The sequence below is a fragment of the Citrobacter sp. TBCS-14 genome, from assembly GCF_005280805.1.
GTDB lineage: Bacteria > Pseudomonadota > Gammaproteobacteria > Enterobacterales > Enterobacteriaceae > Citrobacter > Citrobacter gillenii.
Map to the genome: position 1 here is coordinate 249,758 of NZ_SZWM01000164.1, position 23,054 is coordinate 272,811.

Annotated in this window: 22 protein-coding genes; 7 read left to right on the plus strand and 15 right to left on the minus strand. The window is 51.6% G+C overall.

Annotated features, from left to right (window positions below; genetic code table 11):
* The 7 genes from rsxD to blr all read right to left on the minus strand — a co-directional run bounded on the left by rsxD (position 1) and on the right by blr (position 5,477).
* Complete coding sequence (gene rsxD / locus FDX22_RS04940) at positions 1 to 1,053, minus strand: electron transport complex subunit RsxD (protein WP_146716792.1); 1,053 nt, start codon at positions 1,051 to 1,053, stop codon at positions 1 to 3.
* A complete protein-coding gene (gene rsxC, locus FDX22_RS04945) occupies positions 1,054 to 3,081 on the minus strand; it encodes an electron transport complex subunit RsxC (protein ID WP_146716793.1) in 2,028 nt (675 codons plus the stop codon).
* Positions 3,074 to 3,652, minus strand: coding sequence for an electron transport complex subunit RsxB (rsxB, locus tag FDX22_RS04950; RefSeq protein ID WP_096757133.1), 579 nt, complete (start codon positions 3,650 to 3,652; stop codon positions 3,074 to 3,076). Before rsxB ends, rsxC begins: the two co-directional genes overlap by 8 nt.
* On the minus strand, positions 3,652 to 4,233 hold the full coding sequence (rsxA, locus tag FDX22_RS04955) for an electron transport complex subunit RsxA (protein ID WP_005121199.1): 582 nt from the start codon (positions 4,231 to 4,233) through the stop codon (positions 3,652 to 3,654). The genes rsxB and rsxA overlap by 1 nt, the downstream gene beginning before the upstream one ends.
* A gap of 76 nt (positions 4,234 to 4,309) precedes the next feature.
* Complete coding sequence (locus FDX22_RS04960; protein ID WP_115258559.1) at positions 4,310 to 4,750, minus strand: DUF2569 domain-containing protein; 441 nt, start codon at positions 4,748 to 4,750, stop codon at positions 4,310 to 4,312.
* A 91-nt stretch (positions 4,751 to 4,841) separates the two neighbouring features.
* Entirely contained in the window at positions 4,842 to 5,057 is a 216-nt protein-coding gene (gene ydgT / locus FDX22_RS04965) for a transcription modulator YdgT (protein ID WP_096757131.1), read from the minus strand.
* Between the two features lie 285 nt (positions 5,058 to 5,342).
* Positions 5,343 to 5,477, minus strand: coding sequence for a division septum protein Blr (gene blr, locus FDX22_RS04970; protein WP_117343071.1), 135 nt, complete (start codon positions 5,475 to 5,477; stop codon positions 5,343 to 5,345).
* A gap of 241 nt (positions 5,478 to 5,718) precedes the next feature.
* Here blr and FDX22_RS04975 point away from each other — a divergent pair, with 241 nt between their 5' ends.
* The gene (locus FDX22_RS04975; protein WP_146716794.1) at positions 5,719 to 6,759 is read left to right on the plus strand and encodes an oxidoreductase; all 1,041 of its coding nucleotides are present in this window, start codon (positions 5,719 to 5,721) and stop codon (positions 6,757 to 6,759) included.
* A gap of 47 nt (positions 6,760 to 6,806) precedes the next feature.
* On the opposite strand, the gene add is transcribed toward FDX22_RS04975, so the two are convergent.
* The 4 genes from add to malX form a co-directional block, all read right to left on the minus strand.
* A complete protein-coding gene (gene add / locus FDX22_RS04980) occupies positions 6,807 to 7,808 on the minus strand; it encodes an adenosine deaminase (RefSeq protein ID WP_117343072.1) in 1,002 nt (333 codons plus the stop codon).
* Positions 7,809 to 8,034: 226 nt separating this feature from the next.
* A complete protein-coding gene (locus FDX22_RS29970) occupies positions 8,035 to 8,205 on the minus strand; it encodes a YnfU family zinc-binding protein (protein WP_164496619.1) in 171 nt (56 codons plus the stop codon).
* A 161-nt stretch (positions 8,206 to 8,366) separates the two neighbouring features.
* Positions 8,367 to 9,539 (minus strand): MalY/PatB family protein, encoded by a 1,173-nt coding sequence (locus FDX22_RS04985; protein WP_146716795.1) that lies wholly within the window; start codon positions 9,537 to 9,539, stop codon positions 8,367 to 8,369.
* 10 nt (positions 9,540 to 9,549) lie between these two features.
* A complete protein-coding gene (gene malX / locus FDX22_RS04990; RefSeq protein ID WP_146716796.1) occupies positions 9,550 to 11,142 on the minus strand; it encodes a maltose/glucose-specific PTS transporter subunit IIBC in 1,593 nt (530 codons plus the stop codon).
* A 170-nt stretch (positions 11,143 to 11,312) separates the two neighbouring features.
* Between malX and FDX22_RS04995 the strand changes: the two genes are divergently transcribed.
* The gene (locus FDX22_RS04995) at positions 11,313 to 12,341 is read left to right on the plus strand and encodes a Mal regulon transcriptional regulator MalI (RefSeq protein ID WP_117343075.1); all 1,029 of its coding nucleotides are present in this window, start codon (positions 11,313 to 11,315) and stop codon (positions 12,339 to 12,341) included.
* A 68-nt stretch (positions 12,342 to 12,409) separates the two neighbouring features.
* On the opposite strand, the gene FDX22_RS05000 is transcribed toward FDX22_RS04995, so the two are convergent.
* A complete protein-coding gene (locus FDX22_RS05000; RefSeq protein WP_117343123.1) occupies positions 12,410 to 13,918 on the minus strand; it encodes a YdgA family protein in 1,509 nt (502 codons plus the stop codon).
* Positions 13,919 to 14,025: 107 nt separating this feature from the next.
* Positions 14,026 to 15,201 (minus strand): mannose-6-phosphate isomerase, encoded by a 1,176-nt coding sequence (gene manA, locus FDX22_RS05005; protein ID WP_146716797.1) that lies wholly within the window; start codon positions 15,199 to 15,201, stop codon positions 14,026 to 14,028.
* Positions 15,202 to 15,464: 263 nt separating this feature from the next.
* Between manA and fumB the strand changes: the two genes are divergently transcribed.
* Complete coding sequence (gene fumB / locus FDX22_RS05010; RefSeq protein ID WP_135912084.1) at positions 15,465 to 17,111, plus strand: class I fumarate hydratase; 1,647 nt, start codon at positions 15,465 to 15,467, stop codon at positions 17,109 to 17,111.
* A gap of 141 nt (positions 17,112 to 17,252) precedes the next feature.
* Positions 17,253 to 18,656, plus strand: a complete 1,404-nt coding sequence (gene fumC, locus FDX22_RS05015; protein ID WP_096757122.1) for a class II fumarate hydratase — start codon at positions 17,253 to 17,255, stop codon at positions 18,654 to 18,656.
* Here fumC and tus read toward each other — a convergent pair.
* Entirely contained in the window at positions 18,653 to 19,582 is a 930-nt protein-coding gene (tus, locus tag FDX22_RS05020) for a DNA replication terminus site-binding protein (protein WP_117343078.1), read from the minus strand. The genes fumC and tus overlap by 4 nt on opposite strands.
* A 73-nt stretch (positions 19,583 to 19,655) precedes the next feature.
* Complete coding sequence (rstB, locus tag FDX22_RS05025; protein WP_117343079.1) at positions 19,656 to 20,957, minus strand: two-component system sensor histidine kinase RstB; 1,302 nt, start codon at positions 20,955 to 20,957, stop codon at positions 19,656 to 19,658.
* A gap of 919 nt (positions 20,958 to 21,876) precedes the next feature.
* Here rstB and FDX22_RS05030 point away from each other — a divergent pair.
* The 3 genes from FDX22_RS05030 to FDX22_RS29975 all read left to right on the plus strand — a co-directional run bounded on the left by FDX22_RS05030 (position 21,877) and on the right by FDX22_RS29975 (position 22,930).
* Entirely contained in the window at positions 21,877 to 22,353 is a 477-nt protein-coding gene (locus FDX22_RS05030; RefSeq protein WP_146716798.1) for a hypothetical protein, read from the plus strand.
* Positions 22,353 to 22,604 (plus strand): hypothetical protein, encoded by a 252-nt coding sequence (locus FDX22_RS05035; protein WP_115258548.1) that lies wholly within the window; start codon positions 22,353 to 22,355, stop codon positions 22,602 to 22,604. Before FDX22_RS05030 ends, FDX22_RS05035 begins: the two co-directional genes overlap by 1 nt.
* Before the next feature lie 170 nt (positions 22,605 to 22,774).
* The gene (locus tag FDX22_RS29975) at positions 22,775 to 22,930 is read left to right on the plus strand and encodes a hypothetical protein (RefSeq protein WP_170972988.1); all 156 of its coding nucleotides are present in this window, start codon (positions 22,775 to 22,777) and stop codon (positions 22,928 to 22,930) included.
* Positions 22,931 to 23,054: the final 124 nt, after the last annotated feature.

Below are 23,054 nucleotides of genomic sequence, written 5' to 3' on the forward strand. Positions count from 1 at the left end.
TTAGCGATGTCCGTACACGCGAGGGCGGGTGTAATAATCAATCAACGGGACCGTGATATTTGCCAACAATACCGCAAAGGCCACGCCATCCGGATACCCACCAAAACTGCGAATCAGCCATACCAACAGACCGGCAAGTGCACCAAAAATCAGCCGACCGCGATTGGTTGTCGATGCCGTAACGGGATCGGTAAGAATAAAGAACGCACCGAGCATGGTTGCGCCAGAGAGCAGGTGCAGCTGTGGTGACGCCAGCGACTCGGGAGAGAAAAGCCAGCCTAACGTCGCACAGACAGCGAGCGACAGCAGGAAACTGACCGGAATATGCCAGCGAATAGCGTTTTTCCACAATAGCATGACGCCGCCCGCCAGCCAGGCCAGGTTTACCCACTGCCAGCCTGCGCCTGCAAGCATCCCGCTGTAAATGGGGTACTGCATAACCTGTTCTACCGTGCGTCCGGCGTGCAACGATGTCTTGAACGTATCAAGCGGCGTCGCCTGGCTAATGCCATCGATACCCATGCGTAAGGTGTTCATATCACCGCTGCTTGAGGTATGTCCGGTAAAAATGACGTTAATGGCGTCAACAAATCCCGGTACCGTGGCCGCAATTTCATGCGGGGGAAGCCAGCTTGTCATCTGCACCGGGAAGGAGATAAGCAGAACCACATAGCCGATCATCGCCGGGTTAAACGGGTTTTGCCCGAGGCCGCCATACAGTTGCTTGGCAATGATCACGGCAAATACGGTGCCTAGGACCACCATCCACCAGGGGGCTAGCGGCGGAAGGCTGACGGCAAGCAGTAGCCCGGTGAGCAAGGCGGAGTTGTCTTTTAAAATAGCGACAACCGGCTGTTTACGCAGTTTCAATACGCCTGCTTCAGCGGCAATGGCGCTGATGGCGGCGAGAAAAATCTGTACCAACGTGCCCCAACCAAAAAACCAAAGCTGAGCGGCAATCCCCGGTAACGCGGCAATTAACACCAGCAGCATAATACGCGATGTCTGGCGCTGGTTATGGGTATAGGGAGAGCTTGCGATTCTGAATACCATTTATTCCTCGTTAACAACCTGCTGCTGGGCGGCCTTTTTAGCCTGAGCGCGTGCAATAGCGGCCGCAACGGCGGCTTTGCGTGGATCAACTGGTTCGGTGGTCTCGGCGACAACCTGCTGCTCAAGTTTGCGTGCTTTAGCACGGGCAATGGCGGCTTCTACCGCGGCTTTACGCGGGTCAACCGGTTCGTCTGTCTCGGCGACGGCCTGCTGCTGCTCAAGTTTGCGTGCTTTAGCGCGGGCAATGGCGGCTTCTACCGCGGCTTTGCTCGGGTCAACCGGTTTGGCAGCCTCGGCGACGGCCTGTTGCTGCTCAAGCTTGCGTGCTTTGGCACGGGCAATAGCGGCTTCTACCGCGGCTTTGCGCGGATCGGTATCGGTGGTGCTGTCGGTAGCAGGCACATTTTCCGCCTGTTTGGCCCGGGCCTGTGCTTTCCGTGCTTCTCTGGCGGCAATGGCTGCACTATTATCCGGTTTCTCTCCGGCCTGAATAACAATCGGTTGTAAAGCCTGTGCTTGTTTCTCTTTCACCCGTGCAAGTGCGGCAGCAATGGCATCGTTGTCCTTCGCGGCAGGCTGAACGGCGGCGCTTTTATGACGTTCAAGACGCGCGGCTTTTTCACGCTCCAGGCGTGCCTGTCTGGCTTCGAATCGTGCTTTTGCCTCTGCGGCGCGTTTTTCTTCCTGGCTTATGGCGTAAATCTCAGCTTTTTCCTGACGGAAATACTGCACCAGCGGAATATTGCTGGGACATACCCACGCACAGGCACCGCATTCAATGCAGTCAGCGATATTGTGACCGATTGCTTTGTCGTGCTGCTGTCCTTTACTGAACCAGTAAAGCTGCTGAGGCAAGAGATCGGCCGGGCAGGCGTCGGCGCAGGCGCTACAGCGAATGCAGCCTTTTTCTTCCTGCTGTTCACCCATTTCACTGGCAGATGGCGCCAACAGGCAGTTGGTGATCTTCACTACGGGGACATCAAGCCAGGGGAGAGTGAAGCCCATTAGCGGGCCGCCCATGATGACCATTTGCTCTGCGGAAGGGCAAAAACCTGCGTCATCAAGCAGGTGGCGAACAGGCGTGCCTAAACGTGCCCAGACGTTGCCCGGACGGCTAACGGCTTCGCCGGTCAGCGTTACGACGCGTTCGGTGATCGGTTCTCCGTCGATCACGGCGCGTTTGATAGCATAGGCCGTACCGACGTTTTGCATCAGGACGCCGATATCCGAGGAGCGTCCACCGTGTGGGACCTGTTTTCCGGTCAGAATTTGGGTCAACTGCTTCGCGCCGCCGGAAGGATATTTGGTTGGGATAACGCGCAGGCTGATATCATGTGAGTCCGCCAGCACCGCGCGCAGCATTGATATCGCTTGCGGTTTGTTATCTTCAATCCCCAACAGGATCTCGCGCGGTTGAAGAATGTGGGCCAGAATGCGGATGCCTTCCACCACCTGAGCTGCACAATCCTGCATCAGGCGATCGTCAGCAGTAATGTAGGGCTCACATTCCGCAGCGTTGATGATCAATGTTTCAATTTTATCGCCGCCGCCCTGCAGTTTTACGCCAGTAGGGAAACCAGCACCGCCCAGTCCGGCAACGCCGAACTGATGAATACGGGCAATAAGCTCTTCTCGGCTGCGGGAACGATAGTCAGCCCAGCCTTCACGCTCAATCCAGTGATCTTCGCCATCTGCATCGATTATGACGCTGAGCTCTGCCAATGCTGAAGGGTGCGCAGTGGAGTGCGGAGCAATGGCCACAACGGTGCCGGAGGTTGGCGCGTGCACTGGCAGCATTTTGCCTCGTCCACGCGTCAGCGCCTGGCCGCGCAGGACGTGGTCACCGACGTTTACGCACAGCTCACCCTCAGCACCAATATGCTGTTTGAGCGGAATCACCAGACGCGGCGGCAGTGGGACTTGTCGCAGCGGCGTGCCGTTTGACTGGGCTTTCATTTCGGGCGGATGAATGCCGCCTTCGAAGTCCCAAATTTTGTTTTTTCTGAATGCAGAGAATAGCTTAAACATGTTGTTCCACGGGAATGATGCGCACGGGGATAGTGTTCAAATCCCACTTCCAGCTATCAGGCGTTTCGGCAACCGGACGTAATTCAATACACTGAGTCGGGCAGGGATCAACGCACAGGTTGCATCCGGTACAGAGATCGCTCATGACTGTGTGCATCGCACGCGTCGCGCCGACGATGGCATCAACCGGGCAGGCCTGAATGCACTTTGTACAGCCAATACAGTTATTTTCATCAATGACCGCCAGCATTCTCACCGGCGTAACGTCCTGTTCATCGCCATCAATAGGCTGCGGATCGACGTTCAGCAGCGTCGCAATTTTTAGCATCACCGCTTCACCACCGGGGGCGCAGCGATTGATTTTTTCGCCCTGACAGCCAATCGCTTCCGCATACGGGCGACAGCCAGGGTAACCGCACTGGCCACATTGACTTTGCGGAAGGATCTCATCGATTTTTTCAACGACCGGGTCGTCCTCAACGGCAAAACGTCGGGAGGCATAGCCTAAAACAGCGCCGAATGCCAGACCCAGTAGACTCACTGCAGCAACGGCAATCCAGATAGCATTCATTACAGCTTCACCAAACCACTAAAGCCCATAAAGGCCAATGACATTAAACCGGCGGTAATCAGCGCAATCGCATTACCGCGAAAAGGTGCCGGAACATCAGCCACAGCGAGGCGCTCACGAATGGCGGCGAACAGTACCATCACCAGCGAGAAGCCGACGGCAGCGGAAAAACCGTACAGCGCCGACTGTAAAAAGTTATGACCGAGGTTGATATTCAACAACGCGACGCCCAGTACCGCACAGTTAGTGGTGATCAACGGTAAGAAGATCCCCAGCAGGCGATACAGAGCAGGACTCGTTTTGCGCACCACCATTTCGGTAAATTGCACGACCACGGCGATGACTAAGATAAACGCCAGCGTACGCAGGTAGATGAGATCGAGCGGGATGAGGATCCAGGTGTCAATCAGCCATGCGCAAATCGATGCCAGCGTCATTACAAAGGTCGTGGCGAGGCCCATGCCCATCGCCGTTTCCAGTTTTTTGGAAACGCCCATAAACGGGCAGAGACCCAGAAACTTGACCAGTACAAAGTTATTGACCAGTACAGTTCCGACAAACAGCAGCAGGTAATCAGTCATTTTTCGGCCTGAAATAAAAAAGCCGCCTATTATCTGACAATCTACAACAGGCGACAACAGGTTAACTGTAGGGTTATTACGGGTTCACAAACGTCGATTTCACGCGCTGCGAACGCTTGAAATAGGGCACCAGCAATGCAGCAGCCAACAACGGGAACAGTAGCTGGCGGACGGCAAAGGCATCCGGAACAGGTGAAAACGCAAAGGCTTTAATAGCCAGTAACACGGAGATCAGTAACCATAAAATATAGTGCTTAGGTACACAGCGTCGGCGTTTGAAAAACGCGATAGTCAGCCACAGCGTGTAGTACCACATGGCGATAGCGGTAATAAAGGAAACGCCCCATAACAGTAAATTAGTGGCGCTTTGTTCGCCGAGCGTCTGAAACGTCTGCGGAGTTGCCAGCGCAGTTACATACAACAGGATCGCCAGCGAAGCGCTCAACAACGCCACTAACAGCCAGGCCAGTGGACCAAGTAGCCAGCCTCCGATACGTTGTGCCGGTGTCGTCGTCATCTCTTCTCCAGATTTACGCGTGCAAACAAACATGCCATTCATTTTGGGGCGATTATTATAAAGCTTTTAACGATGAGCGCTACTTTCTTATTTATTGCACATAATGCCAGACGGATTTTGGCACCTGGCCGATATCAAACAGGCGTCCCCCGGAGATTAGCTCCGCCCGGCGGTGATCCGCCGCGCGATACATATTGATAATGTCGCGATCGTCGGTGAGCGTGTAGTTAAGATGATCGAACAGTTTTTCCAGGCTTTCGAGGGAATTGATTTTGCGGAATTTTAATAAGTAATCCTGAACAGTCATATGTGGAGATCCATATTAAGAAAATAACACCAACGGAGTAGTTAATATTAAAAAATAAACAAGGTTGCACAGATAAAAACGCAGGGTGTGCAAAGATACAAATAAGAGTGTTCGTACTGATAGATACGCAGGCACGCTGAGCACCCGGTCAAAGGGTAACGCGCTTCGCTATCGCAGGCAATAAGTGCCAAGGTGGGGGACTGCACAATTCGCTATTTTTGATAGAAATGACGCTGTTACAACCTAACCCAGCATGACTGCTGGGTTAAAAAAGGAGACCGTGGGTTATTTTTTCTGCACCGTATGCACCGAAGCCGTTGGTTCTGGTGGCTGGTAGTTGTCGATATGCGTGGCAATACCTAAAAGGATGACGGAAACCGCGAGAACAATCCAACCTGTTAACTCAATAAGACGATTCATTACTGACGACATTTGCTTTGATTTATCCTTAAACACAGGAGGCAAATGTTACTTATCAATAAGTAAGACGGCAAGAGCATTGGGAACGATTTCGACGACTTTTTCGCAGCAAGTTATCACTAAGTGGCATATGTTTGACTTAAGTTAAGAAACAACCTTTTCCCTGCAAAGGTTATTAAACTGTTGTGACGTTGCGATGTATGGTGTGAAATAGGTCGGTCCTGAATTGAGAGGCAATAACATGAGTGACAACATCCGCGTTGGGCTGATTGGCTATGGCTATGCCAGCAAAACTTTCCATGCCCCTCTGATTGTGGGCACCCCGGGGCTAGAGCTGGCCGCGGTATCCAGTAGTGACGAAGCAAAAGTGAAGGCGGACTGGCCTTCTGTTACGGTGGTGAGTGAGCCTAAGCATCTGTTTAACGATCCCCGCATCGACCTGATTGTGATCCCCACGCCGAATGACACGCATTTTCCGCTCGCTAAAGCAGCGCTGGAAGCGGGTAAACACGTGGTTGTTGATAAGCCATTTACCGTGACACTGTCACAAGCTCGCGAACTGGATGCGTTGGCGCGTAGCCTGGGTCGTGTGCTGTCTGTTTTCCATAACCGCCGCTGGGACAGTGATTTCCTGACGCTGAAAGCCCTGCTGGCAGACGGAGTGTTGGGTGAAGTCGCTTACTTTGAATCCCACTTCGATCGTTTCCGTCCGCAGGTCCGCGACCGCTGGCGTGAACAGGGCGGTCCAGGAAGCGGTATCTGGTACGATTTAGCGCCGCATCTGTTGGATCAGGCCATTAACCTGTTTGGTTTGCCCGTCAGCCTGACGGTGGACCTTGCGCAGTTGCGTCCTGGCGCACAATCGACAGATTATTTCCACGCCATTTTGACTTACCCTCAGCGTCGGGTGGTTCTGCACGGCACCATGCTGGCTGCCGCCGAGTCGGCACGCTACATCGTGCACGGTTCGCGTGGGAGCTATGTGAAATACGGTCTTGATCCGCAGGAAGAACGTTTAAAAAATGGTGAACGTTTGCCGCAGGAAGACTGGGGTTACGACATGCGCGATGGCGTGCTGACGCGGGTCGAAGGCGAAGAACGTGTGGAAGAGACCTGGTTAACCGTGCCGGGTAACTATCCGGCTTATTATGCGGGTATCCGTGATGCACTGAACGGCAATGGTGAAAACCCGGTTCCAGCACGACAGGCCATTCAAATTATGGAACTGATTGAGCTGGGTATTGAATCGGCAAAACATCGTTCTACGTTGTGTCTTGCCTGATTACGGAAATGCCGGATAAGCGTTAGCGCTATCCGGCACTATCATCGTTATGCCGCTGCGACTTTCTCACGCAACGCACGTTTCTCTTCAGTACTCAAAAACGCCATTTCCAGACCATTAATTTGCGCCTGACGGATCTGCTCGCGGCTCAACCCTGCAGCTGGAGCAGCAACGGTATATTCGTGAATAATATCCACGCCCTGAACCGCGGGATCGTCGGTGTTTAGACTGGCCAACACACCCTGTTCGAGGAACGTCTTCAGCGGATGTGCAGCCAGTGAAGCAACGGTGCTGGTCTGGATGTTGGAGGTCAGGCAGGATTCGATGCCAATTCGCTGCTCGGCAAGAAAATCCATCAATGCACGATCTTCCACAGCTTTAACGCCATGACCAATACGTTCAGCGCCCAGTTCTCTGATCGCCTGCCAGATGCTTTCAGGGCCTGCTGCTTCACCAGCGTGCACGGTAATGTGCCAGCCTGCATCGCGCGCCCGATTAAAATGAGACAGGAACAGACTGCCTGGGAAACCCAGTTCATCGCCCGCCAGGTCCAGTGCGGTAATGTGGTCACGGTGTGCTAACAGCGCATCCAGTTCCTGCAGGCAAGCGGCTTCGCCAAAAGTACGGCTCATAATGCCAATTAAGCGCGCTTCCACGCCAAAAGCCTTGCAGCCTTCACGTACGCCCGCAATCACTGCTTCAACCACGCCCGCGACGGGGAGTTGATGCGCCATCGCCATATAGCCGGGCGAAAAGCGCAGTTCCACATAGTGCAGCCCGTTACGGGCGGCATCTTCAATATTTTCAAATGCCACGCGGCGGCAGGCATCCAGTGAGGCCAGTACCTTCACGCCCCAGTCGAGCTTCGACAAAAAACTGACTAAATCCGGTTCTGTCGAGGTGACCTGCACGTGCGGGATCAGCGTTTCCAGCGTTTGAGCGGGAAGCGTTAAATTGAACTGACGGCCAAGATCGAGAATGGTTTGCGCACGAATGTTGCCATCAAGGTGGCGATGGATGTCGGTTAAGGGGAGGGATTTATCAATCATGGTCGCACTCTTTGTTTTTAGTAAAAGTGCGCACCATTATACAACAGAAACATCATCCGCTAAAACCATCCAGAAAGTAGGTATTCGCTTTGTAATAGCCTAATTTAGGCGTGATATTTGCTGAAATTATAGATGACAGATGTCGTGAGATTCGGAGTGATGATTTATGCTGTGATAACCGCAATTCATGATAATTGTTTTGAGCAGCGGTTATCTGAATAGCAGTTTACGCGACGAGTTTGGTATCGGCCTGGAATAGTTTATTGCACTGCGGGCAAATCAACATGGCACCTTTTTGTACGCGAGAAAAACTGTGTTCAGAATGCGCGGTGCAGTTAGGGCAAGGACATTTGATAAGAAAATTACGGCGGGATTTCACATTTTTACGTTCAGACATAGGCTCTTCCTGATTTGAGTGGAAGCCCACTATACACGGTTAGCTGAAAAATACTGTTTTTTCTCACATTGCCCTATTGTGCAATGGTGAGAGAATAACAAAGAAGGCGGATTCCCCAGCAGGTAAAATTGCGCAATACAGGACGTATTGCGCAAGTAAAGTCAGCGTAGCGAACGAATAGCGTTTATTAACCCATTCACACCTTTTTCCAGTTTTGCACGCGGACACCCGGCATTCAGACGGACAAAGCCGCGGCCTTCTTCACCATAGGTATATCCCGGCATGATCGCGACTTTTTGCTGATGGATGAGTACATCCTGCAACGCATGATCATCAATATTGAGCGGACGCAGGTCAATCCATGCCAGATAAGTTGATTGTGGGATCTGCCAGTTTAACTCAGGGAACGCAGCATTAAGCTCATGTGCGACATAGTGCAGATTAGCGGCCAGATAATCGCGTAACGCATCCAACCACGGGGAGCCGTGCTGATAAGCAGCAATATGCGCGGTAAGCGCCAGTACTGCAGGTGAGGAAAGGCCATCTCGGCCTTTTAGCGCCGCAAGGTAGTGGTTACGGCTATCGGCGTCTTCAACGATTCCGTAAGCCCCGGTTAGCGCCGGAATATTAAAACTCTTGGAGCCGGATGTGAGCAGCGCCCAGTCGCCTCGAGCAACCTGATTCCATGGGATATGAGGTTGTTGATCCCATACCATGTCCATATGAATCTCGTCGGAAATGACCTTCACGCCGTGCCGTTGGCACATGCTAGCCATGGTTTCCAGTTCATCTCGGGTCCAGACCTTGCCGGTCGGATTCTGCGGACTACAGAGCAGAAGAATTTTGCTTTCAGGCCGCGAGAGGGTTTCTTCCAGCTTAGCCATATCGCAATACCAGCCGTGCGCACGTTTCTCCAGTGCAACAGGGTGCACTGTACGCTGGTTGCCTTTGATGGCGTTGTAAAACGCATCGTAAGCTGGAGTATGGATAACCACCGTGTCACCCGTTGATGACCACTGGCGGATCAGCTCCGACACCATATAGATGACGGAGGGGCCATAAACTACAGATTGCGGATCGATTTGGGTGTTATGGCGGGTCAGGAACCAGTGGCTAATTGCCGCCAAAAAATCATCATTTTTCCAGCGACTGTAGCCCAACACACCGTGTGACAGGCGCTGCGTCAGCGCCTGGAGAATGCATGGTGCGGTGGCAAAATCCATATCTGAGATGGTGAATGGTAGCAGGTCGGCCGAACCAAACCGGTCGGCGACATAATCCCATTGGGTGCACCAGGTACCGTGCCTGTCCACTTCAGTTGAGAAATCAAACATATTGTTGCCCTTATGCCTGTACGGTATTCATCAGAACCGTCATTTCGTCCTTCACCGACTGGACCTGCGGACCGATGACGACCTGCAAGTTATGCTGATTGAGTTGAACGACACCAATCGCGCGATTGTCCTTCAGTGCCTGCACGTTCACAAGCGACATATCTTTCACGGAAAGACGCAAGCGGGTAATGCAATTATCCAGGCTGACGATATTTTCTGCACCACCCAGCGCCGCCAGAATAGCCGGGACGTTATAGCCTGATTTGCCCGGCGTTCCTGCCATGACTTTCTCAATATTGCTGGCAATTTCGACATCACGACCCGGTGTTTTAAGATTAAAGCGGGTGATGGCGAAGCGGAAGATGACGTAGTACACCGCGAACCAGATAGCAGCGACAACCGGTACCAGATACCACTTGGTGGACAACCCGTGCAGGATGCCAAACACCACGAAGTCAATCAGGTTGCCATCGGTATTGCCGATGGTGACGCCAAGTACTGCCATTACGGTGAACCCCAGCCCGGTCAACAGCGCGTGGATTACATACAGTACCGGTGCCACGAACAGGAATAAAAATTCCAGGGGTTCGGTGGTACCACCGATCACACAGGCAATCAGACCAGAGATTAATAATCCCTTAATTTTATGACGATTTTCAGGGCGAGCGCAGTGGTACATCGCTAACGCTGCGCCCGGCAAACCGCCGAGGAACGCCGGCATTTTACCCTGAGACAAGAAGCGCGTGGCGCTTTCAGAGAAGCCCTGGGGGGTCGGGCAGCTCAGTTGAGCCTGAAAAATAGTCAGCGCGCCGCTGACGCTATGACCACACACCTCCTGCGTACCGCCAGCTTCAGTGAAGCGAATTAAGGCCACCAGAATGTGATGCAGGCCAAACGGCAACAGCAGACGTTCACCGGTACCAAACAGCATCGGACCAAAATCACCGGCGCTATTGATGATGTTACCCAAGCCAGTGATACCCATGGCGAAGAACGGCCAAATCAGCGGAATGACCAGCCCGACCAGTCCCATCACTACCGACGAAATAATCGGCACAAAACGGGTACCACCGAAGAACGCCAGCGCATCCGGCAGGCGAATGTTGTGGAAACGTTCATGCAGCATCCAGACAATGATCCCGGCGATTACCGCACCGAGGATCCCAGTGTCGATCGACTGGATCCCCAGAATGTTTTGCACGTTGTTGGCTTTGAGGATCGCCGCATCCGTGGTGGGCAATATTCCCTTGGCCGTTAACCAAAAGTTGACGGCCAGGTTCATCACCGCATAGCCGACAAAACCGGCAAAGGCCGCAACGCCTTTGTTTTCGCGCGCCAGGCCAAGCGGGATAGCGATACAAAACATCACCGGCAGAAAACTAAATGCGAAGGATCCGACTTTGCTCATCCAGGTAAACAGCGCCTGCAACATCGGGTTCCCCAACGCGGGGATCAGCGTAATGACATCATGGCTGCTTAATGAGCTGCCGATCCCCAGCATGATCCCGCAAAACGAGAGCAGTGCTACGGGCAACATAAAGGTTTTGCCCAACTGCTGGAAAAATTCCCATAACGTGACTTTTGGTGTGGTTCTCGTCGTCATCTAACGACTCCTTGTAAAAAATCGACCAACGAATGATGGCGAGAAGATAAAACGTTTTACCTAATTTTAGTGCGTTACAAATCACATTATCGAAGGATAATAGGGCGTATAAATACGGATGATTGATAAAACGTTTTATCCATCACGTTATCAGGGAGCTTTCTGGTTTTATGGCTATAGCCAAAAAAATAACCATTCATGATGTAGCGCTGGCGGCCGGTGTCTCAGTCAGTACCGTCTCATTGGTTCTTAGCGGCAAAGGGCGTATCTCATCAGCGACCGGAGAACGGGTCAATGCTGCCATCGAACAACTGGGGTTCGTACGTAACCGCCAGGCATCGGCGCTGCGTGGCGGGCAGAGTGGGGTTATTGGGTTAATCGTTCGCGATCTCTCGACGCCGTTTTATGCCGAACTGACGGCAGGACTGACGGAAGCCTTAGAAGCTCAGGGGCGGATGGTATTTTTACTGCATGGCGGTAAGGACGGCGAACAGCTGGCCCAGCGTTTCTCGATGTTACTCAATCAGGGTGTTGACGGGGTGGTGATCGCCGGAGCCGCGGGCAGCAGCGACGCGTTACGGCAGTTGGCCGGTGAAAAGGGTATTCCGGTAGTGTTTGCTTCACGCGCCAGCTATCTGGATGATGCTGACACCGTCAGACCCGACAATATGCAGGCTGCGCAACTGTTAGTTGAGCATCTTGTCGGGCATGGTCATCAACGAATCGCCTGGTTAGGTGGACAGAGCTCCTCTCTGACCCGTGCAGAACGCGTGGGGGGATATTGCGCCACGCTGCTTAAATTTGGACTGCCTTTTCACAGCGATTGGGTACTGGAGTGCGCCTCAAGCCAGAAGCAGGCCGCAGACGCCGTGACGGCGCTACTACGGCATAACCCGACCATCAGTGCGGTGGTGTGCTATAACGAAACTATCGCCGTTGGGGCTTGGTTTGGCCTGATGAAAGCAGGGCGACAGAGTGGTGAAATTGGCGTTGACCGTTATTTTGAACAGCAGATCTCGCTAGCCGCCTTTGCCGATGTGGCAGAGAACGCTCTGGATGATTTACCGATTATTTGGGCCAGCACGCCTGCGCGTGAAATGGGATATACACTGGCTGAACGCGTACTCCAGCGAATCAGCAGTGATGAGGGGCATTCGCGCAATCTGACGTTATCCGCCAGACTGGTGACGCAAAAGTAATGCGCCAGAGGTAAAAAAGCCCGATAAATTGCTTTATCGGGCTGTGGCGGACATCACGCAGATGGAAATTACGGCTGCGGCATGGCCGGGGCATCTGGTGCGGAAAGTGTTGGCATACCAAACATGCCGACAAACTCATCCAGCGGCATTTTTTGGCCGTTGAGCGTCACCTGACCGTTTGCGTACTGCAGGCTGGAGCCGATGGTGTTGTCCTGTACCGTCGTGATGCGGAACATTTGACCCATCGCAGCAAGACCATTGACCTGCTGTTTCGCCATACCTGCCGCTTCTTCCTGCTGATACCCTTCCAGTTTGGCAATCTGGGTCATGAACTCAGTTGCCATATCCATCGGGATCGCCAGCTTTGCGTCCAGTGATTTCACTGAGCGATCCACTTCCTGGGCCAGCGTTTTTGGTTCTTCCTGGTTCGCATTCGGGTCTTTCAGGAACAGGGACAGATTAAAGCTGGTCTCACCCTTGGCATTTTTCCAGCTCAGTGGCGCAACGGTAATAACCGGCTCACCCTTCATCAGAATAGGCAGAGCGCTGAAGAACGCTTCGGTCACTTTCTGCTGATACAGCTCCGGGTTTTGCACTACGTCAATCTGTGACATCAATGCTTTGGTTTGGGCACTATACTGCTGGCTGAACTGATGTAATGCTTCGCCATCAATCTGGCCTACTTTCAGCGTCAGCTTACCGCTACCCAAATCTTGACCCTGCAATTTCAGGCTGTTGATCGTGTAATCCAGCTGGCTGTTGACGGTTTTACCCTCGTTAACCAGGTCTGATTTACCGTCGATGCCCATGCCTTCCAGCACCGCCAGCTCTTTGCCTTCGACGGAAATAGACAGCTTATCAAGGGACAATTTCTGATCGCCAATACGCTCACCAAAGCTGGCAACCGAGCTTGAGCCATCCGTCTTCAGATTATTAAAGGTAACTTGTACTTTTTGATCGTACTCGTTAACCGCATTGACCACGCCGCTTTGCGCTTCACCGGTCAGGGAAACCGCGTTACCGTCTTTGTCGGCGCTGAGCTGGAATTCGCCTCCGCTAAAGGCCACTTTCTCATCGCCTTTTTCGTAACTCAGCGGCTTGAGAGATATGTCAGAGCGGGTATCGCCGCTATAGCCCACGCGGGAATTGATGATGAAAGGTGACTCACCCTTGGCAATGTCAAATAACGGTTTGGTGACGTCATTATTCACCAGCGTGGTTTTGACTGCGGCCATCGCGGGTACCAGGTTGAATGACTTAAGCTGGGCTAGCGGGAAAGGGCCATGATCGACGGATTCATCCAAAATGATGCTTTGCCCTGGCTTCAGCCAGGCATTTTCCTGACCAGCAACAGGTTTTACCACCAGTTGCAGCTGGCTGCTGAACACGCCGCGCTGGTAGTTCTCATAACTCAGCTCAATGCCTGCCTCGGGCGAGAGGCGTTTGAGCTGATCGTTTGCCTGCGTCACCATCTCAGCAAGATGGGTTTCCAGTTTCTTTCCCGTGAACCATGCACCGCCCGTCCAGACGATTCCCAGTGCAACCACCACACCCGCAGCTACCAGCGTTTTTTTCATTTCGATATCCATAAAATAAATCCAGGCGTTTGAAGACGCCTGGAGGGGTGACATGTCTTTAACTCACTACTAGCTTAGCAAGAGTTGTTAAAAATATCAGTATCTTGCTACAGCTTGTTATAAACCCGCGCTAAACGACCGGTGCCGCTGACGTTCACCGGCGACTCATTGGCGCTGATAAATGCCGATTCACCTGCTTTCAGTACCAAGCGTTGCTCGCCCTTGCTCAGCACGGCTTCGCCCTCAACGCAGAACAAAATGGCGGCGCTGTGCTGGCTGATAGTGGCTTCACGGGCAGACAGTTCATGTAGGGAGAACGCGAAATCGTCAACCGGGATTGGGAAATCCAGTTCACTCTCTGTTTTGACTGGGGTTGTCAGCAGTTGATTCGCCGGTTTAGCGACAAACTGAACGTTGGCGACCAGTTCTGGAATATCGATGTATTTCGGCGTCAGTCCGGCGCGCAGTACGTTATCGGAGTTGGCCATGACCTCGAGCGCCACACCTTGCAAGTAGGCGTGTGGGGTTTCGGCAAACAAGAACATCGCCTCGCCTGGATTCAGCTTCACCACATTGAGCAGCAGCGGAGAGAACAGGCCGCTATCATCCGGATAGACATCCGCTATCAGACGGATAGTTTGCCACGGCTCACCCTGTTGGCTGTTAAGGGCAGATTGCAGTACGGCCAGCGCACGCGATTTCTCTTCGCCCTGCATATTCAACAAGCTGGCGAAAAGGTGGCTCAGACGCTCGGCGTTGGGTTCCTGCAGGAAGTGAGCGATGGCCGGATGCGCACCAGACACTGGCTGTAGCAGTGCCACAATCTCGGAGAACTCGCGAAACGCATTCATCGCCAGGAAAGGCGTCAGGGCAAACACCAGTTCGGGCTTGTGATTAGGATCTTTGTAATTACGCTCGGCGGCGTCCATTGGGATCCCTGCAGCGTTTTCTTTGGCAAAGCCAACCTCAGAATTGTGTTTGTTCGGGTGGACCTGAATCGAAAGAGGCTGGGCAGCGCAGAGCACTTTAAACAGGAAAGGCAGTTCACCAAAGCGTTGTGCTACGGCATCACCTAACAGTGCTGACTTATCGTGCTCGATCACGTCACGCAGGGAAACTGTCTGGCCGTCGGCGTTCTGAACCCGAGAACTGCTTTTCGGATGGGCGCCCATCCACAGCTCTGCCATCGGTTGCTGGGTCGGATTTTCAATGCCATAAAGTTCCGTTAAGGCAGTTTTGCTTCCCCAGGCATAGTTCTGCACTGAGTTGATGAGTTTTTGCATTATCAAGCCCTGTTTCAATGTGGAATTATCTCTGACTATTAAACCAAGAAACCCACGGGGAAGTAACCTGCGCATGTAAAAAGTCGTACTTGTCTCAGTTTTTGTTAAAAAATTGTGTAGGATATGGTGACTCGCTTTTAATACCCTGAGCAATTCTGGTTGCATAAAGGCCGTTGCTGGCACAACCGGACCCGCGACAGGGAAGCAGGGCAATGGAACATCTGCCCAGAGAATAACCAGACCGAGCAGTAAGTGAGAGCACAATGTCAAACAAACCCTTTCATTATCAGCATCCTTTCCCCCTCAAAAAGGATGATACCGAATACTATCTGTTGACCAGCGACCATGTTTCCGTTTCCGAATTTGAAGGCCACGAAATCATTAAAGTTGATCCGCAAGCCTTAACCCTCCTTGCCCGCCAGGCATTTCATGATGCCTCATTTATGCTGCGCCCGGCGCATCAGCAGCAGGTTGCGGATATTCTTCGCGACCCGGATGCCAGCGAGAACGACAAATATGTGGCCCTGCAATTCCTGCGTAACTCCGACATCGCGGCGAAAGGCGTGTTACCGACCTGCCAGGACACCGGTACGGCGATTATTGTCGGTAAAAAAGGGCAACGTGTCTGGACCGGCGGGGGTGATGAAGCCGCTCTGGCGCGTGGGGTGTATAACACTTATATCGAAGATAACCTGCGCTATTCGCAAAACGCCGCGCTGGATATGTATAACGAGGTGAACACCGGAACCAACCTGCCTGCGCAGATAGACCTGTATACCGTGGACGGTGACGAGTACAAATTCCTCTGCATCGCCAAAGGCGGGGGATCGGCGAATAAAACCTATCTGTATCAGGAAACCAAAGCGCTGCTCACGCCGGGTAAATTGAAAAATTATCTGGTCGAGAAAATGCGTACGCTGGGAACCGCAGCCTGTCCGCCGTATCACATTGCTTTTGTGATTGGTGGAACCTCGGCAGAAGCAACGTTGAAAACCGTTAAGCTGGCGTCGGCAAAATATTATGATGAATTGCCGACTGAAGGTAATGAGCATGGTCAGGCGTTCCGCGATGTCGAGCTGGAAAAAGAGCTGTTGATTGAAGCGCAAAACCTTGGACTGGGCGCGCAGTTCGGCGGGAAATACTTCGCCCACGATATTCGCGTGATCCGCCTGCCGCGCCACGGTGCGTCATGCCCGGTTGGCATGGGCGTCTCCTGTTCAGCGGATCGTAATATCAAAGCCAAAATCAACCGCCAGGGGATCTGGATTGAGAAGCTGGAAAATAATCCCGGCAAGTACATCCCGGAAACGTTGCGTCAGGCCGGTGAAGGCGAAGCGGTGCGCGTCGATCTTAACCGCCCGATGAAAGAGATCCTGGCTCAGTTGTCGCAGTATCCTGTTTCCACGCGTCTGTCACTGAATGGCACAATCATCGTCGGACGTGATATTGCGCATGCAAAACTGAAAGAGCGTCTGGATAACGGCGAAAGTTTGCCGCAGTATGTTAAAGATCATCCAATCTATTACGCGGGTCCGGCGAAAACGCCGGAAGGTTATGCTTCGGGTTCGCTGGGCCCAACCACCGCCGGGCGCATGGATTCATACGTTGATCAACTGCAGTCTGCGGGTGGCAGCATGATCATGCTGGCAAAAGGCAACCGCAGCCAGCAGGTTACTGACGCCTGCCATAAACACGGTGGCTTCTATTTAGGTAGCATCGGCGGTCCTGCGGCAGTGCTGGCGCAAGGCAGTATCAAGAGCCTGGAATGTGTGGAATACCCGGAACTGGGGATGGAAGCCATCTGGAAAATTGAAGTGGAAGATTTCCCGGCGTTTATCCTGGTGGATGACAAAGGTAACGATTTCTTCCAACAGATTCAGACGTCGCAGTGCGCACGCTGCGTTAAGTAACGTCAGCCGCCCCTCGGGGCGGTTTTTTTTACCGCACGAACCACCAAACGAGGGTTCCATCCTCGTCAATACTCATAAGACCAATGGCAATGGGCAATGTCGAAACATAACCTAATCAATTGTTAATATAAGGAGCAGGTCATGGTAACGGTACGCCGCGAAAATGATTCAATGGGGGCGATTGAGGTTCCGGCCGATAAACTCTGGGGCGCACAAACCCAACGATCGCTGGAGCATTTTCGTATCTCTACGGAGAAAATGCCGGTCTCGCTGATCCACGCGCTGGCGCTCACTAAACGTGCTGCCGCGAAGGTAAATCAGGACCTCGGGCTGCTGGCGGCAGAAAAAGCGAACGCCATCATGCAGGCGGCAGATGAAGTGCTGGCTGATAAACACGCTGACGAGTTTCCGCTGGCTATCTGGCAGACCGGTTCCGGTACGCAAAGCAATATGAACATGAACGAGGTGCTGGCGAACCGGGCCAGCGAACTGCTGGGCGGCGTGCGGGGGATGGAACGTAAAATACACCCCAACGATGACGTCAATAAAAGCCAAAGTTCAAATGACGTGTTCCCCACGGCGATGCACGTTGCCGCACTGCTGGCTCTGCGTAAGTCACTTATTCCACAATTGAATGTTTTAATTGAAACACTGAGTAAAAAATCCCACGCCTTTGCAGATATTGTCAAAATTGGCCGTACGCATTTGCAGGACGCTACACCGTTGACGCTGGGTCAGGAAATTTCTGGCTGGGTGGCGATGCTGGAACATAACCTGAAGCACATAGAAAACAGCCTGCCGCATGTGGCTGAACTGGCTTTGGGAGGAACGGCCGTCGGCACCGGACTGAATACACATCCTGAATATGCTCGCCGGGTCGCGGATGAACTGAGAGTGATCACCTGTGCACCGTTTGTCACCGCGCCGAATAAATTCGAAGCGCTGGCCACCTGTGATGCGCTGGTACATGCCCATGGTGCACTGAAAGGTCTGGCCGCATCGTTAATGAAAATTGCCAACGATGTGCGCTGGCTGGCATCTGGTCCGCGCTGTGGTATCGGCGAGATAGCGATTCCTGAAAACGAGCCAGGCAGCTCCATCATGCCTGGTAAGGTCAACCCCACACAATGTGAAGCCTTAACTATGCTGTGCTGTCAGGTAATGGGCAACGATGTGGCTATCAACATTGGCGGAGCCTCCGGTAATTTTGAGCTTAACGTCTACCGACCGATGGTTATCCATAATTTCCTGCAATCAGTTCGTCTGCTGGCAGATGGTATGGAAAGCTTCAATGCGCACTGCGCGACCGGCATTGAGCCCAATCGCGAGCGCATTGACCAGTTGCTCAACGAATCCCTGATGCTGGTGACTGCCCTGAATACCCATATTGGGTACGATAAAGCCGCAGAGATCGCCAAAAAGGCTCACAAAGAGGGGCTGACGTTAAAAGCCTCGGCGCTGGCGCTGGGCTACCTTAGCGAAGCCGAGTTCGACAGTTGGGTGCGCCCGGAACTGATGGTCGGAAGTATGCGACCGGGACGTTAATCTGCCACATACAGGTGCAGCCGGGGAATAATCAACCTCAGCGGCTGCGCCTGCGGTTTGAAACGGTGTTGCACGTTGTCGGCATCGTAATTCAGCAACTCGCCGATGTCCGGCACACTCATACCATTATCGTTATTAATCAGTGCAATCAGCGGTGTCGGACACGCATATTGCACTTGCTTTTGCTGCCCTTTGTACCAGACGCGGGCGATGGGCTGGACTTTCACCGGTCTTTTTATCTTCAGTTTCGCCTGTTGCGGCAGGGCGGCAATGTCCTGATACTCGCGCTCCAGACGGGCCTGCCACTCTTCGCGCGTCCATGGATGTACGCTGCGCGGTGAATTCAGGCTCTTTTCCAGTTGTTCCAGTACCTCATCGCGTTTCAGGTTTTTAATAATGTGTTTATTGGCCCAACCGAATCGCAGGGTCGCAGGTTCTCTGACCACCGTCAGCGTTCGATAAGCATTGAGGGTGATGAGTCCTGGTAAATGGCGATGCACCCATTCGAAACGTGCGGCGGGTGGCAGACCTGAATCCACCGTCACAATATGCTCAAAGGTTGTTTTCAACTGGTTGATACGCTGAATTTGCGCTTCCAGCGTCGCCTGAGAAGGGCTGTCGACCTGATAGCACAACACGCCGGGTAGGCGCACGGCAGCTTTGCTGCTGCGATTCTCGGACTGCTGTTGAATAAACAGGTGGCGATAGTGGCGCAGCGCCAGACTTTCAGCTTCTTTACCTAAATGTTGTTTTACGTCGATGGCCTCCAGCGGGGCGTGCTCCGACTCTTTTGCGATTTCTGGCAAGGAGAACACGCGGGCAATCAGTAGCGTGTGCTGCTGCAGATTTTCAGTGAATTGCGCCAGTTCTTGTTCCATCTGGCGAAAAGTGCTGTTCAGACGTTCAACGAGATCGTAACGAGCCATAGAGTTACCATTTTAGTTACAACATACTTTTTTATAGCACACCCAACGTTACCTGACCACCGAGCCGTAGGGGTCAGGCAGCGGAAAATTCAGGAATGTTATGCCAGAGGGGCCAGCTAAAGGTGAAACGCGCGCCGCCGAGCTCGCTTTCGTCACACATCACCGTACCGCCCATGGCCTGCGCAATCGAGTGGACGATGGCCAGCCCGAGTCCGCAGCCGCCGGTGGCCCGGTCGCGGCTGGGATCGAGACGAACAAACGGTTCAAAAACTTGCGCACGGGCGTCAGGTGGAATGCCGGGGCCATCGTCTTCGACGATCAGCATCGCTTGATTACCCTGAAGCAGCAGACTGGCGTGAACCGTAGACTGGCAGTAGCGCAGGGCGTTGTTGAGTAAATTATCCAGGACGCGCTCCATCAGGCGCATATCCAGCGCACCGTAATCACCGGAGGTTAGATGGCGCAGGCGCACCGTGCGGTCAGGATTAACGCTTTGTACATCGTCCAGATGGGTGGTGAGCCATACCGGTAGGTTTGGTTCCGTGAGGTTTAACTCATTCTGTGGCCGGTCGAGTCGCGCATAGGTGAGTAACTCTTCGATGAGCGCTTCCAACTGGCTAATATCACGATTCAGCGCCTGGGATTCCTGTTCGCTGAGGTTATCGCTCATCTCCAGCCGGTAGCGTAAACGCACCAGCGGTGTGCGCAGCTCATGGGCGATGCCATCAATCAGCTGTTTTTTGCTGGCAATGAGCGCATTGATATTGTCCGCCATTTGGTTAAACGCCACGCCGAGCCGCTCAAAACTGGAACCGCTGTCAAAATGTAGTCGTTCACTCAGGTGTCCTTCACCAAAACGTTGCGCCGCCGCTTCCAGCCTCAACATCTCCTTCCAGTGCGGACGCATCCAGATAAGCACCGGGAAGGCCAGTGAAATGGCGATGAACGCCATCAGCGCGACGTCCAGCAAGCGCATTTGATGCAGAAAATAGAGATAGGGAACCGGGCCGACGGCAAGGACATAATGGCTGCGAGGAATACGCTGAATAAAGGTGTACTGGTCGTCGAGTGCCACAATATCGCCCTCGCGCAGACGCTGCTGGGTAGGGGCATCCAGATGGTATTTATTCAGCGGCTCCACGCGCAGATCAAACGAGAGGTTTAAATCCATCTCTTTCAGCGTCTTCCCCCACTCATGGGGGGGGATCTCGCGAAGCTCACTGCGCATCAAATACAAGGAGCTTTTCATTAAATCATCAAGCGACTGCCTGCCGGCGCGCTCTGCGGTGAATTTATATACCAAACCGACCAGCAGAGTCATCACCAGAAAGCAGACGAACAGCAACAGGTAAAACTGTACAAACAGCTTCTTCATAACAAATCACCGGACGCTCAATAAGTTAGATAATACGCTTTTGCAGTCAGGGGCATCACCCACTGAAATAGAGGCAGAGTTATTCCTGCGGACTCCACCAGGCGCACTTATCTCGGTAGAGTACATGGTATATATCCTTTCTGCATGCTCATGGCTCATCAGTGTGGCAAGTCTGATGCCTGAATCTGCCTTAAGGTTAGTTTCCATTAAGCCTGCTTGAGAGTGGCTGCAGAATCCACATACGCCGAATGTCCGCTTTGGCGTAAAGCGGATGCCCTGTTGATATTGGAAGAAAAGTCATCAGAAACTGTCTTCCCGTATCAGTCAAAAGCGTCATAGATACAACTGTGTCCAGTATTCTACCGGATTCATTACTTGAAACCGGGTACTGAGGTACCTGCTAATGACATATCAAAATATAATCTTCAATTTATTAGGTTGAAAGAAAATTATTACGATTTATCAGGTTCTTATTGTTACCATTGCAACTTAATTCATCTGTTCTGACAATAGGGCAGTAGGCAACCGGTGTATACGGAAAACGTTATACATTAGGATTGCGAAAATCATCATGAGAAAAACTCTTTTCGTAAGATAACATTATGTTTTTAAAGGCAGAGTTCGAGGAGTGTCCATAAATGGATACTTTGCGTAGTTGATTCCTCATAAAAGGGAAATGATAATAACAGTCTAAATAACACTCTCGCAAGCTGCACTTTTAAATACTTGCTATAAATGAAATGTGATTGTGTTAAATATAGAATAATCTATATTTTCTCTGGTTTTGATATGACTATAGAAATAGGTGAATGGAATTCACTTTTAGTCACTATGTTATGTATGGTTATTTTATTGTATGCTATCGTTGTTATATAAAAATTAATTAATTGTTAATGACTACTCCTGTGGTGTAATTAAAATGAATATTAAAACAATCTTTGGTGGTGCGATAGCTGTGGCATTAGTTGTAGTCCTAAAAATAGGATTAAAAGTGGGAGCGGTTGCTGCTCTTTTTGGTGGTTCCGTGATTGCACACAATGCTTACGAGAGCCGTGTTGCTGAAGTGAAGCAAGAAGTGGCCCGTTTCAATGAAACTCATACTGACAGTAAATTTGAAGTTGATGAAAATAACAAACTATTTGTAGAACATTTTAAAAGCCCTGGTATCACAGAGCAGGTTGCCTATGATCTTATCAATGACCCTCAGTCAAAGGAGGCATTTGATAAAGGTATGTTGAAAGATAAATATGACACCATTCGTTCTAATCAGGCTCATGATAGCGAATGGACCAATAATTTTCTTATAAATCAGGGGTGGTGTCAGGTAATGTCTTATGAAACGATGATGGGACGACAGTTTGGCACATGGCGTATCTGTAAAGAGGATATGAACTAATGGGTACTATATTAAGTGTCATAGGATTAATTCTCTTTCGTTTTGGAATAAGTTCATTTGAGAATCTTGATTCATCTCAAGTGATTATTTGTTTTTTTCTTTTCATCGTTTTTATTATGATTGTAGCTATGGGTTTAGCATTAATATATGCGTGTTGTATTGTTATCAAGGAGAAGTTAAGTCCTCCATCCTATCAGCAATCTATTGATGAAATGTTTAGTGAAATGTTTGAGAAAAATGATTTAAGGTAGTATGAATAAAATAATTTCAGTATTTTAAATGCTGATGAAGCGCTGTGTCACGTGTAGAGATTTGCTACCCTTTAGTAAATGACTGAGATTTAATAAAAGGGTATCATACCTCATTGAAATAAGTTAATTGGAACATTGAAAAATTAACAGCTTGTTAGCGAGAAATCAAAATGAGCGCAGAAGCAGCTGTCAAAATCGTTGAGCCCCGGACGGCTAAGCTGGAACCACGTGGCGGTAAGTCGCCAATGCACTGGGATGACATTGCGGCAATGCTGGAGCGTGAAAATTCAGTGGGTTATCAGATGGTAATGGTTAACTACAGGTAATGAACGCAGAATAACGGGTTGAGTGACAATGTCACAAAATGGGTGAAAGGTATCTGCGTAAAAACAAACTGCCTGACAGGCTACCGGTGTAAAAGATGTGTCAAACGGTTGTCGCCCCCCGGTT

What these genes read in the sequence shown, in the direction of transcription:
- malX (WP_146716796.1), bottom strand. Translation starts at nt 11,142, where the DNA reads ATGACGACGAGAACCACACCAAAAGTCACGTTATGGGAATTTTTCCAG.
- FDX22_RS05035 (WP_115258548.1), top strand. Translation starts at nt 22,353, where the DNA reads ATGGGTACTATATTAAGTGTCATAGGATTAATTCTCTTTCGTTTTGGA.
- rstB (WP_117343079.1), bottom strand. Translation starts at nt 20,957, where the DNA reads ATGAAGAAGCTGTTTGTACAGTTTTACCTGTTGCTGTTCGTCTGCTTT.
- FDX22_RS04985 (WP_146716795.1), bottom strand. Translation starts at nt 9,539, where the DNA reads ATGTTTGATTTCTCAACTGAAGTGGACAGGCACGGTACCTGGTGCACC.
- FDX22_RS05000 (WP_117343123.1), bottom strand. Translation starts at nt 13,918, where the DNA reads ATGAAAAAAACGCTGGTAGCTGCGGGTGTGGTGGTTGCACTGGGAATC.
- tus (WP_117343078.1), bottom strand. Translation starts at nt 19,582, where the DNA reads ATGGCTCGTTACGATCTCGTTGAACGTCTGAACAGCACTTTTCGCCAG.
- rsxD (WP_146716792.1), bottom strand. Translation starts at nt 1,053, where the DNA reads ATGGTATTCAGAATCGCAAGCTCTCCCTATACCCATAACCAGCGCCAG.
- FDX22_RS04975 (WP_146716794.1), top strand. Translation starts at nt 5,719, where the DNA reads ATGAGTGACAACATCCGCGTTGGGCTGATTGGCTATGGCTATGCCAGC.
- rsxB (WP_096757133.1), bottom strand. Translation starts at nt 3,652, where the DNA reads ATGAATGCTATCTGGATTGCCGTTGCTGCAGTGAGTCTACTGGGTCTG.
- FDX22_RS05030 (WP_146716798.1), top strand. Translation starts at nt 21,877, where the DNA reads ATGAATATTAAAACAATCTTTGGTGGTGCGATAGCTGTGGCATTAGTT.
- rsxA (WP_005121199.1), bottom strand. Translation starts at nt 4,233, where the DNA reads ATGACTGATTACCTGCTGCTGTTTGTCGGAACTGTACTGGTCAATAAC.
- FDX22_RS04995 (WP_117343075.1), top strand. Translation starts at nt 11,313, where the DNA reads ATGGCTATAGCCAAAAAAATAACCATTCATGATGTAGCGCTGGCGGCC.
- rsxC (WP_146716793.1), bottom strand. Translation starts at nt 3,081, where the DNA reads ATGTTTAAGCTATTCTCTGCATTCAGAAAAAACAAAATTTGGGACTTC.
- ydgT (WP_096757131.1), bottom strand. Translation starts at nt 5,057, where the DNA reads ATGACTGTTCAGGATTACTTATTAAAATTCCGCAAAATCAATTCCCTC.
- FDX22_RS29975 (WP_170972988.1), top strand. Translation starts at nt 22,775, where the DNA reads ATGAGCGCAGAAGCAGCTGTCAAAATCGTTGAGCCCCGGACGGCTAAG.
- fumC (WP_096757122.1), top strand. Translation starts at nt 17,253, where the DNA reads ATGGTAACGGTACGCCGCGAAAATGATTCAATGGGGGCGATTGAGGTT.
- add (WP_117343072.1), bottom strand. Translation starts at nt 7,808, where the DNA reads ATGATTGATAAATCCCTCCCCTTAACCGACATCCATCGCCACCTTGAT.
- FDX22_RS04960 (WP_115258559.1), bottom strand. Translation starts at nt 4,750, where the DNA reads ATGACGACGACACCGGCACAACGTATCGGAGGCTGGCTACTTGGTCCA.
- fumB (WP_135912084.1), top strand. Translation starts at nt 15,465, where the DNA reads ATGTCAAACAAACCCTTTCATTATCAGCATCCTTTCCCCCTCAAAAAG.
- manA (WP_146716797.1), bottom strand. Translation starts at nt 15,201, where the DNA reads ATGCAAAAACTCATCAACTCAGTGCAGAACTATGCCTGGGGAAGCAAA.
- blr (WP_117343071.1), bottom strand. Translation starts at nt 5,477, where the DNA reads ATGAATCGTCTTATTGAGTTAACAGGTTGGATTGTTCTCGCGGTTTCC.
- FDX22_RS29970 (WP_164496619.1), bottom strand. Translation starts at nt 8,205, where the DNA reads ATGTCTGAACGTAAAAATGTGAAATCCCGCCGTAATTTTCTTATCAAA.